Genomic DNA, 14,164 nt, shown 5'->3' with positions numbered 1-14,164 from the left:
GCGGCAGTCTGACCAATATAGGATGCCGGCCGCCGCGCTGCCGCCACGGCCCGAAAAGAAGAAAGGCCATGCGCAAGCGCATGGCCTTCGATCGGAACGCGCCGGCCGGCGGCCAGCGCGTCCAATGCATCACTCCAGCAGGTCAGTCCGCGTAGACGCCGGCCTTCTTGATCACCGGAGTCCATTTGTTGATCTCGGCACCCAGGTAGGTACGCAGGGATTCCGGCGTGGCGCGCTGGGCCGGCACCGCCTCGGCGCCCAGCTCGGCCATCTTGGCGCGGAAAGCCGGGTCGGCGACGGACTTCTGCAGCGCGGCCGAGAGCTTGTCGATCACCGGCTTGGGCGTGCCCTTGGGCGCGTACATCGCGTGCCAGACCTTCACTTCCACGTTGGGCATGCCCTGTTCGGCTGCAGTCGGGACATCCTTGAACGCTTCCACGCGGCGGGCCTGCATGGCCGCGTACGGCTTGACCGAATGGGCTTTCAGATGGCCGGCAAGATTGGTGGTCTGGTCGCACAGCAGGTTGACCTGGCCGCCCAGGATATCGGTCAGTGCCGGCGCCGCGCCCTTGTACGGCACGGTGGTCAGTTCGGTCTGGATCGCGCTCTGGAACAGCAGGCCGCACAGGTGCGACGCCGAGCCGATGCCGGCATTGGCCAGCGACAGCTTGGCGGCGTTGGCCTTGATGTAGGGCAGCAATTCCTTGAAGCTGTTCGGCGGCAGCTGCTTGTTGCCGACCAGGATCATGGGCACGTCGGCGATTTCACCGACCATCTCGAAGTCCTTGAGCGGATCGAAGCCCAGGTTGCGGTACAACGCCGGCGCCGTGGCCATGCCGATATGGTGGATCAGCACGGTGTGGCCGTCGTTCTTCGACTGCGCGACTTTCTTGGCGCCGATGGTGCCGCCGGCGCCGCCGAGGTTTTCGATCACCACGGTCGCGCCCAGGTGCTTGGACATGATCGCGGTCAGCTCGCGCGCGACCTTGTCGGTCGGGCCGCCGGCCGAGAACGGCACCACCGCCGAAATCGGCTTGCCGCCCGGGAATTCCTGGGCGTACGCGCCCGTCGCCACGCCCATCGCGCCGACTGCCAGCGCGGCCGCGATCGTCATTGCCACTCGTTTCATGCTCTCTTCTCCTGATTCCTTCGATACCCGTCAAGCAAGCCTTGCCGCCGGCCGGCCCCTGCTCGCGCGGGGCGCTCTGGCGCGGTCTCACTAGCCGCGTTTGGACCATGGCCGGCTGGCGCCGCTGCCCCTGCCGTAAACCGCAAGGGCGGGGGATGATGTTAACAACACCAGACAATGCCCAGGTATAGGGGCTAACCCGCCTGCAATCCGCGGCATATGGCGCGAAACCAGGGAGATATGGCAGCAATCGCCCGTAAACACCGCGTTTCGCAACAGCGCCGGCTAGCGGAAGAAACCGAGCATTTCCTCCAGCAGCGGCTCGGGGGCTTCCTCGGGGATGTAATGGCCGCAGGGCAGCGCGCGCCCGCTTACGTCGGTGGCCACTTCCTGCCACAGCGCGAGTGGCTCGAAGCAGCGCGCCACCACGCCGTGCTCGCCCCACAGCACGCGCAGCGGCAGCGCCAGGCGGCGCCCGGCCTCGCGGTCGGCGCGGTCGTGCTCGAGGTCGATGGTGGCGGCGGCGCGGTAGTCCTCGCACATGGCGTGCACGCGCGCCGGGTCGCGCATCGCCGCGGTGTAGGCGGCCATCGCATCGGGCGCGAACGCGGCCAGGCCGGCGTGGCGCAGGCCCATCAGCTTCTGGATATAGAAGTCCGGCTCGGCGTTGATCAGGGTCTCGGGGAACGGCGCCGGCTGGATCAGGAAGAACCAGTGCCAGTAGGCCGCGGCGAACGCCATGCTGGTGCGCTCGTACATGGCCAGCGTGGGCGCGATGTCGAGCAGCATGGCGCGGCTGACCGCGTCGGGATGGTCCAGGCAGAGCCGGTGCGAGACGCGCGCGCCGCGGTCGTGGCCGCACAGTGCGAAGCGCGGGTAGCCGAGGGCCGCCATCAGCGCCACCTGGTCCTGCGCCATGGTGCGCTTGCTGTAGTGCTCGTGGCCGGCATTGCCGGGCGGCGCCGCGCTGCTGCCATAGCCGCGCAGGTCGGTGGCGATCACGGTGAAGTGGTCGGCCAGCGCGGGCGCAACCCGGTGCCAGATCAGGTGGCTTTGCGGGTGGCCGTGCAACAGCAGCAGCGGTGGCCCCGAGCCGCCCCGCACCCCGGCGATCTCGACCTCGCCGACCTGTTGCCGGAACGGTTCGAAATTCGGGAACAGCAGCGCGCTCGCGTCATTCAGCATGTGGGTCTCCGCTCAGGTGGTCCTGTGCCGATCATAGGCGCAATCCGCGGCCGCGGCTGACGCAACTGAATTGCAACAACCGTAGGGCTATGGTTAAATCCGCCCATGACCCGTCCCAGTCCGGACCGGCCGGCCCTGGCGCCGGAACCGGCAAGCCCGACCCCGTCGCCCCTGGAGGCCGCCCATGAACGCCTGCGCCGGCTGGGCGCGCGCGTGACCCAGCCACGGCTGTGCATCCTGGCCTGCCTGATCGGCAGCGATGAGGCGCTGACGCACCAGGCCGTGATCGACCGCCTGCCCGAGGCCGGCGAGACCATCGACCGCGTCACCGTCTACCGCGTGCTGGACTGGCTGGTGGACCAGGGCGTGGCGCAGAAGCGCGCCGGCAACGACCGCGTGTTCCGCTTCAGCCTGGTCGAGCACGAGGCCGCGCGCGCGCAGGAGCATCGCCAGCACAGCCATTTCCACTGCACCCGCTGCGACCGCACCTTCTGCCTGGACGACGCCGCCGCCCCGGCGCAGCCGGCCGCGCCGCGCGTGCCCAGCGGCTTTGCCATCGAACATATCGAACTGACCGTGAACGGCGTCTGCGCCGAGTGCGGCAAGCGTACGCGCGCCGCCCACTGACCGGCACCCATTTCCCGGAGAACCAACAATGTCCAAACTGATTCCGGTCACGATCCTGACCGGCTTCCTCGGCAGCGGCAAGACCACCCTGCTCAAGCGCATCCTGAACGAGCAGCACGGCATGAAGATCGCCGTGATCGAGAACGAGTTCGGCGAAGAGAACATCGACAACGAGATCCTGGTGCAGGATGGCCGCGAGCAGATCGTGCAGATGAGCAACGGCTGCATCTGCTGCACCATCCGCGGCGACCTGGTGCAGGCGCTGTCGACGCTGCTGACGCGCCGCGACGCCGGCGAGATCGACTTCGACCGCGTGGTGATCGAGACCACCGGCGTGGCCAATCCGGGCCCGGTGGCGCAGACCTTCTTCATGGACGAGGAAATCGCCTCGCGCTACCTGCTCGACGCGGTGATCACGCTGGTCGATGCCAAGCACGCCCACCTGCAGCTGGACAAGCAGGAAGAGGCGCAGCGCCAGGTCGGCTTTGCCGACGCCATCTTCATCACCAAGTCCGACCTGGTCAGCGAAGCCGACGTGGCCGAGCTGCGCCACCGCCTGCTGCATATGAACCCGCGCGCGCCGATCCGCCTGGTCAATTTCGGCGAGGCCCCGATCGACACCATCTTCGACCTGCGCGGCTTCAACCTGAACGCCAAGCTCGAGATCGACCCGGAATTCCTGCGCGCCGAGGAACACGACCACGACCACGCGCACGACCACGACCATGAGCATGGCGACCATTGCGGCGCCGACTGCGGCCACGACCACGACCACGATCATGGCCATGGCCATGGCCATGCGCACGACCACCATCACCACCACCACCACACCGACCGCATCGCGTCGTTCGTCTTCCGCAGCGACAAGCCATTCCACTACGGCAAGCTGGAAGAATTCCTGTCCGGAATCCTGGCGGTCTACGGGGAAAAACTGTTGCGCTACAAGGGCGTACTATATATGGAGGGGGTGGACCGCAAAGTGGTGTTCCAGGGCGTTCACCAGCTGATGGGCAGCGACATCGGTGCCAAGTGGGAAGACGAGACCCCGGGCACGCGCATGGTGTTCATCGGCGTGGACCTGCCCCGCGACGCCATCCTCAAGGGTCTGGAGAACTGCCTGGCCTGAGTGCGCCTGCCGTCCCATGGGCGGCATCCCTTCCGACACCGCCGCGCGGCTGCCCCCCGTTCGGGGTACCGGGGAAATACCGAAGCGCCAGCCGGTTTTCCCCGTATCTCCGAAAAATTTGTTCAAGTACAATAGGCCGGATTTGATACCGGTGGCGCACCTTTTTCCCGCCGCCGGTGTCCGGTCCACCGCTTGCCGGTGGACTTGCAGGGCGGCGGTTGTCGTCAGCATGAGGCAGGCCGCCGGCAGGTGCGGTCGCAGTGCTTCGTGCGGAGACCGCCTGTTCCGCTTGGGGTGCCCCGACGCGCGCCGTCACTGACTGACGCGAGAGAGAGGTGTCCCCATGACAGCCGCAACGAAGACCAAAGAAAGCCGCAGCAAGACTGGTAGTGCAGCGGCAGAGACGCTCAAGGCGCAGCCTGTGAAGGCCGCGCCCGCTCCCCGCGGCAGTACGGCGAACGCCGAAGCGGGCGCAAGGAAGGGAGGCCCGCGAAGCAGCAAGACTGCAGCCAGCCAGAGTGAAACAACCGTGGCGCGCAAGCGCGCGGACAGCGCACCCGAGCGGACTGAGACGCCGCCGGCCGCATCAACAAGAGAATCAGCAGCAACCATGAGCAGCAACAAACTTCTGACTGAAGCTGAAATCCTGAAGATGAGCGACAAGGATTACATGAACGAAGCGCAGCTCGCCTTCTTCAAGCACCGCCTTGAACAGCTGCGCGACGAAATCCTGAAGAACGCTGACCAGACCACGGAACACCTGCGCGAAACCGTGATCGTGCCGGACCCGGCCGACCGCGCCACCATCGAGGAAGAACACGCGCTGGAGCTGCGCACGCGCGACCGCGAGCGCAAGCTGCTGAAGAAGGTCGAACAGTCGCTGCAGCGCATCGAGTCCGGCGACTACGGCTGGTGCGAGGAAACCGGCGAGCCGATCGGCGTGCCGCGGCTGCTGGCGCGCCCCACCGCGACGCTGTCGCTGGAAGCGCAGCAACGCCGCGAACTGCGCCAGAAGCTGTTCGGCGACTGATGCCGGGCGCGCCGCCAGTCGGCGCGGCCTGCGTGACGAGACGGCCCGGCTAACCGGGCCGTTTGCTTTTGTGGCGGCCCGCGCTGGCCGCGACCAGCGCGACTGCCCTTGTCGCGCCAGGGCCACGGCCTGCCATTGAGAATCATCCGGCTGTTGCCGCCGCGGCCTTTCTGGTAAATTCGCAACCTTGTTGCAACAGCGCGCCCGTGATCGGCGCGCTGCGTTGCCCTCTCCACATTTCCTGCTGCTGCCATGGCTGATCGCCTGCCCGTCACCGTGCTGTCCGGTTTTCCCGGCGCCGGCAAGACCACGCTGCTGAACCACCTGCTCGCGCATGGCGCGGGCGGCCGTGTCGGCGTGCTGGTCTGCGGCGCGCAGCATGGGCAAGCGCTGGCGCCCTTGCCGGCCGGTTGCGAGGCCACGCTGCTGCCCTCCGGCGAGCCGCTGCTCGCCGAAGCCGCAAGGCTGGCCGCCACGGGCCGTTTCGACGCGCTGCTGGTCGAGGCCGACGGCCTGGAAGACCCGCTGGCAATCGCCGAAGGCTTCCTGTTCGAGGCCGAGCACGGCGCGGGGCCCGACGCGGCCGTGCAGCCCGATACGCTGGTGACCGTGGTCGATGCCGCCATCGTGCTGCGCGACCTCAACGAAGCCGAATTCCTCGCCGACCGCGGCCTGGCGCAGGGCCAGGACGACGACCGCACCGTGGCCGAAGTGCTGGTGGCGCAGGTCGAAGGCGGCGACGTGATCGTGCTGAACAAGGCCGAGCTCGTCGGCGCCGCGGAGCTGGCGCGGCTGCGCGCGGCGCTGCAGGCGCTGAACCCGCGCGCCGACATCGTCGAGGCCAGCTTCGGCAAGGTGCCGCCCCGGCGCGTGCAGGGCACCGGCCGCTTTGATTTCGAAGCCGCCGCCGATGGCCCCGGCTGGCTCGCCGCGCTGCGTGGCGAGGCGCCCGCGGCGGACGCTGCCAGCGGCGTGTCCACGCTGGTCTACCGCCGCCGCCGCCCGTTCCACCCGCAACGCTTCGCCGACCTGATCCATACCGAATGGCTGCGCGAGCATGGCAGCGTGCTGCGCTCCAAAGGACTGTTCTGGCTGGCGAGCCGCATGGAGACCGCGGGCGACTGGAACCAGTCAGGCGGCGTCTGCCGCCATGGCGGCGCCGGTGCCTGGTGGGCTGCGCTGGACCCGGCCGAATGGCCGGCCGACGCCGCCGAGCGCGCGGAAGTCGAAGCCGACATGCATGACGCCGGCGCTCCGGCGCCATTCGGCGACCGCCGCCAGGAACTGGTGCTGATCGGCCTGGACCTGGACCACGCCGCGCTGCAGGCCCGTCTCGACGCCTGCCTGCTGAACGATGCCGAGATGGCCGCCGGGGTGGATGCCTGGGCCGCCTATCCGGACCCGTTCCCGACCTGGGTCGAGGATTTCGACGATGACCATGACCATGGCCACGATCACAGCCATGGCGATGACTGCGGCTGCGGCGATCCCGGCCACGATCACGGTCATGGCGGCCACGGCGGTCCTCCCCATGCGCACTGACTGGTTCGCCCGCCTGCGCGCGCACGGCCCGGGCCTGTGGTCCGCGCTGTGCCTGGCGCTGTGCCTGCTGCTGGCGCAGCATGCCGGGCTGACCCACCGCATCGTCCACGGCGGCCTGCTCGCACCGGCCGGCGCCCCGGCCGCGGCCAACGCCGCCGCGTCCGACAATGACCCGCACCCGCTGTCGCAGGCCTTCAGCGGGCACTCGTGCGTGCTGTTCGATGGCGCCACCATCGCCGACACGCATTGCGGCAAGCTGCCGCCACTGCAGCTTGCCTTCGGCAAGCCGGTCAAGCCCGCCAGCCTGGCCTGGCGCTGGCCCGACCTGCCCGCTGCCCATCCCTTCCAGTCACGCGCCCCGCCGGTGCCGGCCATCGCCCTCGCCTGATCCGGGACGCGGCCAGCGCCGCGCACCCGCCGTCTTACGCATTCCGAGCTGAACACGCGCCCTGTCGGCCGCGCCGCCATGCCCCATCGCGGGTGTGCCGCGCCTGGCCGAGGCCGCCGTGCCAGCCGGGCCGATTGCCACTGCATTGCTCCGCGCGCCATGTCGAAGAACCGTTACACCGCCCGCCGTTACACCCAGCCTGCCGCCCCGCGCCTGACGCCGCTGGCGGCGCTGGCCGCCTCCCTCACCGCCACGCTGGCCGCCGCTTTCACAGCGCCGGCCGCGCTGGCGCAAACCGCCGTGGCGCCGGCTGCCGATGCCGCTCCCGCCGCCGCTCCCGCCACGCCGGCCGGCGCCACGCTGCGCGAAGTCGTGGTCACCGCCAACCCGCTCGGCAGCGACCTGAACGACATGGTGGCGCCGGTCTCGACGCTGGGCGGCGACGCGCTGGCGGTGCGCCAGGCCAGCACGCTGGGCGAGACCCTGGACAAGCTGCCCGGGGTGTCGTCGACCTACTTCGGCCCCAACGCCAGCCGGCCGGTGATCCGCGGCCTGGACGGCGACCGCATCAAGGTGCTGCAGAACGGCGGCACCACGGTCGACGCCTCCACGCTGTCCTATGACCACGCCGTGCCGGTCGATCCGCTGGTGGCCGAGCGCATCGAAGTCGTGCGTGGGCCGGCGGCGCTGATGTACGGCGGCAATGCCATCGGCGGCGTGGTCAACGTGATCGACAACCGCATTCCCAAGGAGCCGATCGAAGGCGTCGGTGGCGCGGTCGATGCCAGCGCCACCGACGGCGGCGACCAGGCGCGTAACGCCAGCGCGCTGATCGAGGCCGGCAACGGCAAGTTTGCCGTCCACGCCGATGCCTTCGCGCGCAAGACCAGCGACCTGCGCATCCCCGGCTACGCGCGCAGCGATCGCCTGCGCAACGCCGAGCCGCTGCCCGACGGCGAGACCGAGCCCTACGGGCGCCTGCCCAATACCAGCGCCGACCAGCAGGGCGGCTCGCTGGGCGGCTCCTATACCTGGGCCGATGGCTTCGTCGGTGCCAACTACAGCGCCTACCGCAACGACTACGGCACACCCGCCGAGGACGCGGTGCGGCTGAAGATGAAGCAGGACCGCTTCGCGCTGGAAGGCGAGGCGCGCAACCTCGCCGGCAACACCGGCGGCTGGCTCGAGTCGGTCAAGGGCAAGGTCAGCTTCACCGACTACGAGCACCGCGAAATCGAGGACGGCGAGACCGGCACCATCTTCAAGAACCGCGGCTGGGACGCGCGCTTCGAGGCCCGCCACGCCAGGATCGGCAACCTGACCGGCGTGATCGGCACGCAGTTCGGCCACACCAACTTCTCGGCGCTGGGCGAAGAGGCCTTCGTGCCCAGCACCAACACCGACAACGCGGCGCTGTTCCTGTTCGAGGAACTGCCGCTGACCGCCGGTGGCGACCTGAAGCTGAACTTCGGCGGCCGGCTCGACCACAGCAGCGTCAAGGCCAGCGCCAACGGCAACGACCGCTTCGCCGACGCCAGCCGCAGCTTCAACGCCACCAGCGCCTCGGCCGGCCTGCTGTACAAGATGAACCCGGCGTGGTCGCTGACCAGCAACCTGTCCTACACCGAACGCGCGCCGACCTTCTACGAGCTGTACGCCAACGGCCCCCACGTCGCCACCGGTGCCTGGGAAGTCGGCGATCCGAACGCCAACAAGGAGCGCGCCACCTCGATCGACCTGGGCGTGCGCTTCAAGTCAGGCGCGCACAGCGCCGGCGTGTCGGGCTACTACAGCCGCTTCGCCAACTACCTGGCGCTCAGCGCCACCGGCCGCGCGCGCGACGAGGCCGGCGACGTGGTCGCGGTCGGCAGCCCGGATGCGCTGCCCGAATTCCAGTACCTGGGCGTGCCGGCGACGCTGTACGGCTTCGAGGCCGAAGGCAAGACGCGTCTGCTGCAGAAGATGCTGACCAGCAGCGACACGCTCGACTTCGAGGCGCGCGCCGACTACGTGCGCGGTGAAAACCGCGACACCGGCGAGCCGCTGCCGCGCCTCGCGCCGCTGCGCCTGGGCGGCGCGCTGGTGTATGGCGCCGGGCCCTGGGGCGCGCGCGTCGATGTCACCTACGCGGCCAAGCAGACGCGCGTGCCGTCCAACGACACGCCGACCGATGCCTACACGTTGCTGAGCCTGGCGCTGACCTACAAGTTCAAGGTGGCGGGCACGCAGACCCTGGTGTACCTGCGCGGCGACAACCTGACCAACCAGGACGCGCGCAACGCGGCATCGATCCTGCGGGATATCGCGCCGATGGCGGGCAGGAGCGTGAAGGTGGGGTTCAGGACGTCGTTCTGAAGAACAAGGCTGCGATGCGGGTTGGGGCGGTGCTTCGTGGAGGCACCGGCCCTTTCCCCCAGCCCCGTTCCCGCGCGCGGGAGCGGGGAGCAAACCAGCGAAAGTTTGATGCCCGTGGCCATGGTCCAAGGGCCAGCGGTGTTCTCCCTTCTCCCGCTTGCGGGAGAGGGGCGGGGGTGAGGGGCGAGGGGCGAGGGGCGGGGAAGAGAGTGCAGGCGCCTCCATCCCCAATACACATTAAACAAAGCTAATCCCGGTTCACCACCCACTCGCCCTCGACCTGCGCCGCCCCCGCCCGCGCCAGCGCCCCCACCGTCTGCGCGCAGATTTCCGCCATTTGCTGCCCCGGCATAAAGCGCTCGCGCATGCGGGCCATCAGCGGCGCCGCCTCCATCCACGCGGCCAAGGCCGCCAGCGTCATCCGCTGCGCTTCCAGCAGCTTGAATTTCACCAGCACCTTGACCGCATGGGCGGCATTGCGCGCCGGGTCGGCGCTCAGGTACGCGAGGCGCCCCTGCGCACGTTCGACCGCCGCGGCGACGTCGGTGAACACGCTGCCGTGGCCAGGGATCACCACACGCACGTCGAGCTGCGCGATGCGCGCCAGCACGGCCGCCTGTTCGGTAAAGCCGCTCTCGCCCTCCAGCTCGGGAAAGATCACGCCGAAGCCGTTCTGCCACAGCGCGTCGCCGGAAATCAGGATGCGCTCGGCCGGCGCGAACAGCATCACCGCGTGCGGATCATGGCCGGGGGCCGCCACCACCTGCCAGTCGATGCCGCCCAGGCGCAGCATGTCGCCGTCGTTCAGTACGCTGTCGAAGGTAAAGCGGTCGCACTGCTGGCCGGTGGCCTTGTAGCTGAGCGCATCGGTATCCCACGCCGCCACGGCGCCGGCCTCGGCCGCGGGGATCGCGGTGCGCGGCTGCCAGCGCGCCTGCAGCGCGGCGTTGCCGCCGCAGTGGTCGGAGTGCAGGTGGGTGTTGATCACGCGCGCCAGCGGCCGGCCCCGCAGCGCGGAGGCCACCAGCGCCACCGTCTGCGGCGCGTGGGTGACGTAGCCGGTGTCGACCAGCGCGGTATCGTCGCCGTCGGCAAACAGGATGTTGTTGGCCGACAGCCAGCCGCGCTCGAACACGCGCATGGAGGCCGGCAAGCGCGGCACGGTGCTTTCGCTCACGATGTCTCCTCGCCGGCCAGCCCTGCGGCGCGCCGCGGCAGTTGCGCCCAGATGCGGCGCTTGTCTTCGTCGCCGGCCGACGACCAGCCGGCAATCTCTTCGATGGTGCGCAGGCAGCCCTCGCAATAGCCGCTCGACGGGTCCATGCGGCAGACGTTGCGGCACGGCGACGGCACCGGCGTGGCCCGTATCGCGGCGTCGGCCTGCCTGGCCAGTTCCGCGGCGAGCGATGCGGGGGAGGCGGGCGAAGGGGGCATCGTAGCCATGGCGTTGCGCGCGCTCGCCACTCAGCCCGCCGCGCGCGCGGCCTTGGCCGCGACCTTCTGGCTGAAGCGGCCGGCGTCGATCAGGTGGCGCTCGTGCACCCCCTCGGAGATCTTGTCCTCGCCGTCCCATGCGCTCAGCTGGAAGCGCAGGCGGCGCCCGTCGACCTCGACCAGCTCGCCCCTGACGGTCACGGTCATGCCCGGCGGGGTCGGCGCCACGTGCGAGAAGCTGACCAGCGTGCCGAGCGACTGCTCGCGCGGCCAGTCCAGGTGTTCGCGCAGCATCTGCAGGCAGGCGCACTCCATGATGCCGACCAGGTAGCCGGTGGCCAGCACGTCGGGCATCTCGGCGCAGCCCGGGATATCGTCATACAGGCGCGGCACCGTGGCCTTGGGCGGCACCGTGTACTGCCATGTGAACGCCAGCCCGGGACGCAGGTCCGGGCTCATGCCGCGGCTCCGGGAACGGCTGCGATCGCGACGTCGGCCACTTCGGCGCCGGTCATCTGCTGCAGTTGGTGCGGCGTCAGGTTGAACACCGCGTGCGGATGGCCGGCCGCGGCCCACAGGCTGTCATAGCGGAACAGGTCCTGGTCCAGCAGCATCACCGGCGCCACCGCATGGCCGATCGGGCAGACGCCGCCGATGGCATAGCCGGTCTTCTCGCGCACGAAGCGCGCATCGGCCTTGCCCAGCGCGCCCACGCGCGCGGCCACCTTGGCCTCGTCGACGCGGTTGCTGCCGCTGGCGATCACCAGCACCGGCGCGTCGTCGGCGACGCGGCGGAAGATGATGGACTTGGCGATTTCGGCCACGCTGCAGCCCAGCCCCGCCGCAGCCTCGGCCGAGGTCTTGCCGGTCGCGGGCAGCATCACCACGGGCCGGTCGTGGCCAAGGCCAGCCAGCAGGTCGGCCACGCGCTGCGCGGACTCGGGCAGCGCTTCGTCAGGCATCGTCATGCGTTCTCCTGTTTGCGGCCGCGCGCCTTACACGCAGGCCGGCGCCGCGTCGCTGGCGGCGGCCCATTTGGTCAGCAGGGCGCGGCCCACGCGCGAACTGTTGGCGCGGCCGATCGCCTGCGAGATGTAGTCGCCGGCGCGCACCACCGCTTCGAGGTCGATGCCGGTGTGGATGCCCATGCCGTGCAGCATGTAGAGCACGTCTTCGGTGGCGACGTTGCCGGTGGCGCCCTTGGCATACGGGCAGCCGCCCAGGCCCGCGACCGAGGCATGGAAGATCGCGACGCCCACTTCCAGGCTGGCCAGGATGTTGGACAGGGCCTGGCCGTAGGTGTCGTGGAAATGGCCGGAGATCCGGTCCAGCGCGAACTCGGCCGCCGCGGCGCGCATCACTTCCTGCACGCGCCCCGGGGTGCCCACGCCGATGGTGTCGGCGATGTCGATCTCGTCGCAGCCCAGCTCGCGCATGCGCCGCACCACGTCGACCACCGAGCTGACCGGCACCTCGCCCTGGTAGGGGCAGCCGAGCGCGCACGAGATGCTGCCGCGCAGGCGCACGCCCTGCTCCTTGGCCGCCGCCGCCACCGGCGCGAAGCGCGCGATCGACTCGGCGATCGAGCAATTGATGTTCTTCTGCGAGAACGCCTCGCTGGCCGCGCCGAAGATCACCACCTCGTCGGCGCCGGCCGCGATCGCGCCCTCGAAGCCCTTCATGTTGGGCGTCAGCGCCGAATACAGCGTGCCCGCGCGGCGCTGGATGCGCGCCATCACGTCGGCACCGTCGGCCATCTGCGGCACCCATTTGGGCGACACGAACGAGGCGGCCTCGATATTGACGAAGCCGGCGTCGGTAAGCTGGTTGATCAGCGCGACCTTCACGTCCGTCGGCACCATCGCCTTCTCGTTCTGCAGGCCGTCGCGCGGGCCCACTTCAACGATCTTCACGTAGTTAGGCATGGTCATGGCTGTCTCCTGTCGTTTATCCGGTGGGGTATGGGGCGGGTATGGCGGGTATGGCGGCTATCGCGGCTCAGTAGCCGCGCTGCAGGTCGACCACGCCCTCGATCGGCTGGCCGGCCCGCAGCGCGCGGATCTTGCCGGCGATCTGCGCGATGCTGTCCTCGCGCAGCGTCAACGCCGAGATATGCGGGGTAATGGTGATGCGCGGCTCCTGCCAGAACGGGTGCCCGGCGGGCAGCGGCTCGGTGCGGAACACGTCCAGCGTCGCACCCGCGACCTGGCCGGCCTGCACCGCCGCGAGCAGATCGGCTTCGACCAGGTGCTGGCCGCGCGCGACGTTGATCACGTAGGCGCCCTGCGCCAGCTTGCCGAACAGTTCGCCGTTGAGGATGTTCTCGGTCTGCGGCGTCAGCGGCAGCACATTGACCAGCACGCGCAGGCCGTCCAGGAACGGCGCGCGGCCGGCATCGCCGTGGAATCCCACCACGCCCTCGACGGCCCGCGCGGTGCGGCTCCAGCCCCGCACCGGGAAGCCGAAGCCCGCCAGCGTGCGGGCGATATGCGTACCGAGCGTGCCGATGCCCATCACGCCGACGGTGAAGTCCGCGCGGCGATGCGGCTTGAGGAATTTCCACTTGCCGGCCTGCGCCTGGGCGGCGTAATCGTCCAGCCGGCGGAAATAGCGCAGCACGGCAGAGGTGACGTATTCGGCCATCTGGGCGGCCATGCCGGCGTCATCCAGGCGCACGATCGGCACGCCGGCCGGCAGCGCCTGCGGGTCCTCGTCGCGCAGGCTGAGGATGCCGTCGACGCCGGCGCCGAGGTTGAACACCGCCTTCAGGTCGGTGCGACCGCGCAGCATCTCGACCGGCGGGCGCCACACCACGGCGTAATCGGCAGCTTCGCCGCGGCTGTCGTCCCAGGTCACGCACGTGGCTTCGGGCAGGGCCTCGGCAAAGCCTTCGATCCAGGGTTCGTAACGGCCATCCGGAACGTACAACTGCAACTTCATGATGTCTCCAGCGACTCTGGTGGGTCAAAGGGCTATTTTGGCAGAGGAATGCGCCGCGGGGGCGCATGGCGGAGCACGGCGTGGCGCGAGCGGAGCCGCGTCCCGAGATGCCTTGCATGCGCACCGGGCAAAGTCATGACTGGTGCTGCGCCGTGCCGCGGCGCGCGCCGCCGGATGCCCTGGCTGCCTGCCTATTTCCGCTCGAACGCCAGCAACTGGGCCCCTTCCGCCACCTGTTCGCCCACGCCGTAGAGGATTTCGCTGACCACGCCGTCGGCGGGCGCGCTGATGGTGTGCTCCATCTTCATCGCCTCCATCACCAGCAGCGGCGTGCCGCGCGCGACCGTGCTGCCGGCCTCGACCATCACGGCGATGACCTTGCCCGGCATCGGCGCGGTCAGCTTGCCG

15 protein-coding genes are annotated in these 14,164 nt (G+C 69.6%); 6 read left to right on the top strand and 9 right to left on the bottom strand.

The genetic code is table 11. The features are described from left to right. Positions 1-142: 142 nt before the first annotated feature. Positions 143-1,129, bottom strand: coding sequence for a tripartite tricarboxylate transporter substrate-binding protein (locus A3AG_RS0106490; protein ID WP_018004638.1), 987 nt, complete (start codon positions 1,127-1,129; stop codon positions 143-145). 285 nt (positions 1,130-1,414) lie between these two features. Beyond that, entirely contained in the window at positions 1,415-2,314 is a 900-nt protein-coding gene (locus A3AG_RS0106485) for an alpha/beta fold hydrolase (protein ID WP_018004637.1), read from the bottom strand. A gap of 105 nt (positions 2,315-2,419) precedes the next feature. On the opposite strand from A3AG_RS0106485, the gene A3AG_RS0106480 reads away from it, so the two are divergent. From A3AG_RS0106480 to A3AG_RS0106455, 6 genes are all read left to right on the top strand, one after another. Then, positions 2,420-2,941 carry a Fur family transcriptional regulator gene (locus tag A3AG_RS0106480; RefSeq protein WP_018004636.1) on the top strand — a complete coding sequence of 174 codons (522 nt, stop codon included), beginning with the start codon at positions 2,420-2,422 and terminating at the stop codon, positions 2,939-2,941. A gap of 28 nt (positions 2,942-2,969) precedes the next feature. Beyond that, positions 2,970-4,067 carry a CobW family GTP-binding protein gene (locus A3AG_RS0106475; protein WP_018004635.1) on the top strand — a complete coding sequence of 366 codons (1,098 nt, stop codon included), beginning with the start codon at positions 2,970-2,972 and terminating at the stop codon, positions 4,065-4,067. 610 nt (positions 4,068-4,677) lie between these two features. After that, positions 4,678-5,097 carry an RNA polymerase-binding protein DksA gene (gene dksA, locus A3AG_RS0106470; protein WP_010813282.1) on the top strand — a complete coding sequence of 140 codons (420 nt, stop codon included), beginning with the start codon at positions 4,678-4,680 and terminating at the stop codon, positions 5,095-5,097. A 252-nt stretch (positions 5,098-5,349) separates the two neighbouring features. After that, positions 5,350-6,639: a GTP-binding protein gene (locus tag A3AG_RS0106465; RefSeq protein WP_018004634.1), complete on the top strand. Its 1,290-nt coding sequence runs from the start codon at positions 5,350-5,352 to the stop codon at positions 6,637-6,639. After that, positions 6,629-7,027: a hypothetical protein gene (locus A3AG_RS0106460; protein WP_026163998.1), complete on the top strand. Its 399-nt coding sequence runs from the start codon at positions 6,629-6,631 to the stop codon at positions 7,025-7,027. Before A3AG_RS0106465 ends, A3AG_RS0106460 begins: the two co-directional genes overlap by 11 nt. A gap of 159 nt (positions 7,028-7,186) precedes the next feature. Then, positions 7,187-9,382, top strand: coding sequence for a TonB-dependent receptor (locus tag A3AG_RS0106455; protein WP_018004632.1), 2,196 nt, complete (start codon positions 7,187-7,189; stop codon positions 9,380-9,382). A 247-nt stretch (positions 9,383-9,629) separates the two neighbouring features. Here A3AG_RS0106455 and A3AG_RS0106450 read toward each other — a convergent pair whose 3' ends face one another. The 7 genes from A3AG_RS0106450 to A3AG_RS31455 all read right to left on the bottom strand — a co-directional run. Further along, complete coding sequence (locus A3AG_RS0106450) at positions 9,630-10,523, bottom strand: MBL fold metallo-hydrolase (protein WP_035848063.1); 894 nt, start codon at positions 10,521-10,523, stop codon at positions 9,630-9,632. A 32-nt stretch (positions 10,524-10,555) separates the two neighbouring features. Next, the gene (locus A3AG_RS0106445; protein ID WP_115678463.1) at positions 10,556-10,825 is read right to left on the bottom strand and encodes a DUF1289 domain-containing protein; all 270 of its coding nucleotides are present in this window, start codon (positions 10,823-10,825) and stop codon (positions 10,556-10,558) included. Positions 10,826-10,846: 21 nt separating this feature from the next. Then, on the bottom strand, positions 10,847-11,275 hold the full coding sequence (locus A3AG_RS0106440) for a thioesterase family protein (RefSeq protein ID WP_018004630.1): 429 nt from the start codon (positions 11,273-11,275) through the stop codon (positions 10,847-10,849). After that, positions 11,272-11,784 carry a YbaK/EbsC family protein gene (locus tag A3AG_RS0106435; protein WP_018004629.1) on the bottom strand — a complete coding sequence of 171 codons (513 nt, stop codon included), beginning with the start codon at positions 11,782-11,784 and terminating at the stop codon, positions 11,272-11,274. Before A3AG_RS0106435 ends, A3AG_RS0106440 begins: the two co-directional genes overlap by 4 nt. A gap of 27 nt (positions 11,785-11,811) precedes the next feature. Continuing rightward, a complete protein-coding gene (locus tag A3AG_RS0106430; RefSeq protein WP_018004628.1) occupies positions 11,812-12,747 on the bottom strand; it encodes a hydroxymethylglutaryl-CoA lyase in 936 nt (311 codons plus the stop codon). Between the two features lie 67 nt (positions 12,748-12,814). Next, positions 12,815-13,756 (bottom strand): 2-hydroxyacid dehydrogenase, encoded by a 942-nt coding sequence (locus tag A3AG_RS0106425; RefSeq protein WP_018004627.1) that lies wholly within the window; start codon positions 13,754-13,756, stop codon positions 12,815-12,817. A 191-nt stretch (positions 13,757-13,947) separates the two neighbouring features. Then, positions 13,948-14,164: biotin/lipoyl-containing protein (locus tag A3AG_RS31455; protein WP_035848048.1), on the bottom strand; the 217-nt coding region annotated here is incomplete at its 5' end.

It is taken from the genome of Cupriavidus neocaledonicus, assembly GCF_000372525.1.
Taxonomy (GTDB): domain Bacteria; phylum Pseudomonadota; class Gammaproteobacteria; order Burkholderiales; family Burkholderiaceae; genus Cupriavidus; species Cupriavidus neocaledonicus.
The sequence above is the reverse complement of the archived record's forward strand: the minus strand, read 5'-3'. Positions and strand labels throughout refer to the sequence as shown.

Coding starts and splice junctions, on each gene's coding strand:
- A3AG_RS0106490 (WP_018004638.1), bottom strand. CDS start 1,129: ATGAAACGAGTGGCAATGACGATCGCGGCCGCGCTGGCAGTCGGCGCG.
- A3AG_RS0106485 (WP_018004637.1), bottom strand. CDS start 2,314: ATGCTGAATGACGCGAGCGCGCTGCTGTTCCCGAATTTCGAACCGTTC.
- A3AG_RS0106480 (WP_018004636.1), top strand. CDS start 2,420: ATGACCCGTCCCAGTCCGGACCGGCCGGCCCTGGCGCCGGAACCGGCA.
- A3AG_RS0106475 (WP_018004635.1), top strand. CDS start 2,970: ATGTCCAAACTGATTCCGGTCACGATCCTGACCGGCTTCCTCGGCAGC.
- dksA (WP_010813282.1), top strand. CDS start 4,678: ATGAGCAGCAACAAACTTCTGACTGAAGCTGAAATCCTGAAGATGAGC.
- A3AG_RS0106465 (WP_018004634.1), top strand. CDS start 5,350: ATGGCTGATCGCCTGCCCGTCACCGTGCTGTCCGGTTTTCCCGGCGCC.
- A3AG_RS0106460 (WP_026163998.1), top strand. CDS start 6,629: ATGCGCACTGACTGGTTCGCCCGCCTGCGCGCGCACGGCCCGGGCCTG.
- A3AG_RS0106455 (WP_018004632.1), top strand. CDS start 7,187: ATGTCGAAGAACCGTTACACCGCCCGCCGTTACACCCAGCCTGCCGCC.
- A3AG_RS0106450 (WP_035848063.1), bottom strand. CDS start 10,523: ATGCGCGTGTTCGAGCGCGGCTGGCTGTCGGCCAACAACATCCTGTTT.
- A3AG_RS0106445 (WP_115678463.1), bottom strand. CDS start 10,825: ATGGCTACGATGCCCCCTTCGCCCGCCTCCCCCGCATCGCTCGCCGCG.
- A3AG_RS0106440 (WP_018004630.1), bottom strand. CDS start 11,275: ATGAGCCCGGACCTGCGTCCCGGGCTGGCGTTCACATGGCAGTACACG.
- A3AG_RS0106435 (WP_018004629.1), bottom strand. CDS start 11,784: ATGACGATGCCTGACGAAGCGCTGCCCGAGTCCGCGCAGCGCGTGGCC.
- A3AG_RS0106430 (WP_018004628.1), bottom strand. CDS start 12,747: ATGACCATGCCTAACTACGTGAAGATCGTTGAAGTGGGCCCGCGCGAC.
- A3AG_RS0106425 (WP_018004627.1), bottom strand. CDS start 13,756: ATGAAGTTGCAGTTGTACGTTCCGGATGGCCGTTACGAACCCTGGATC.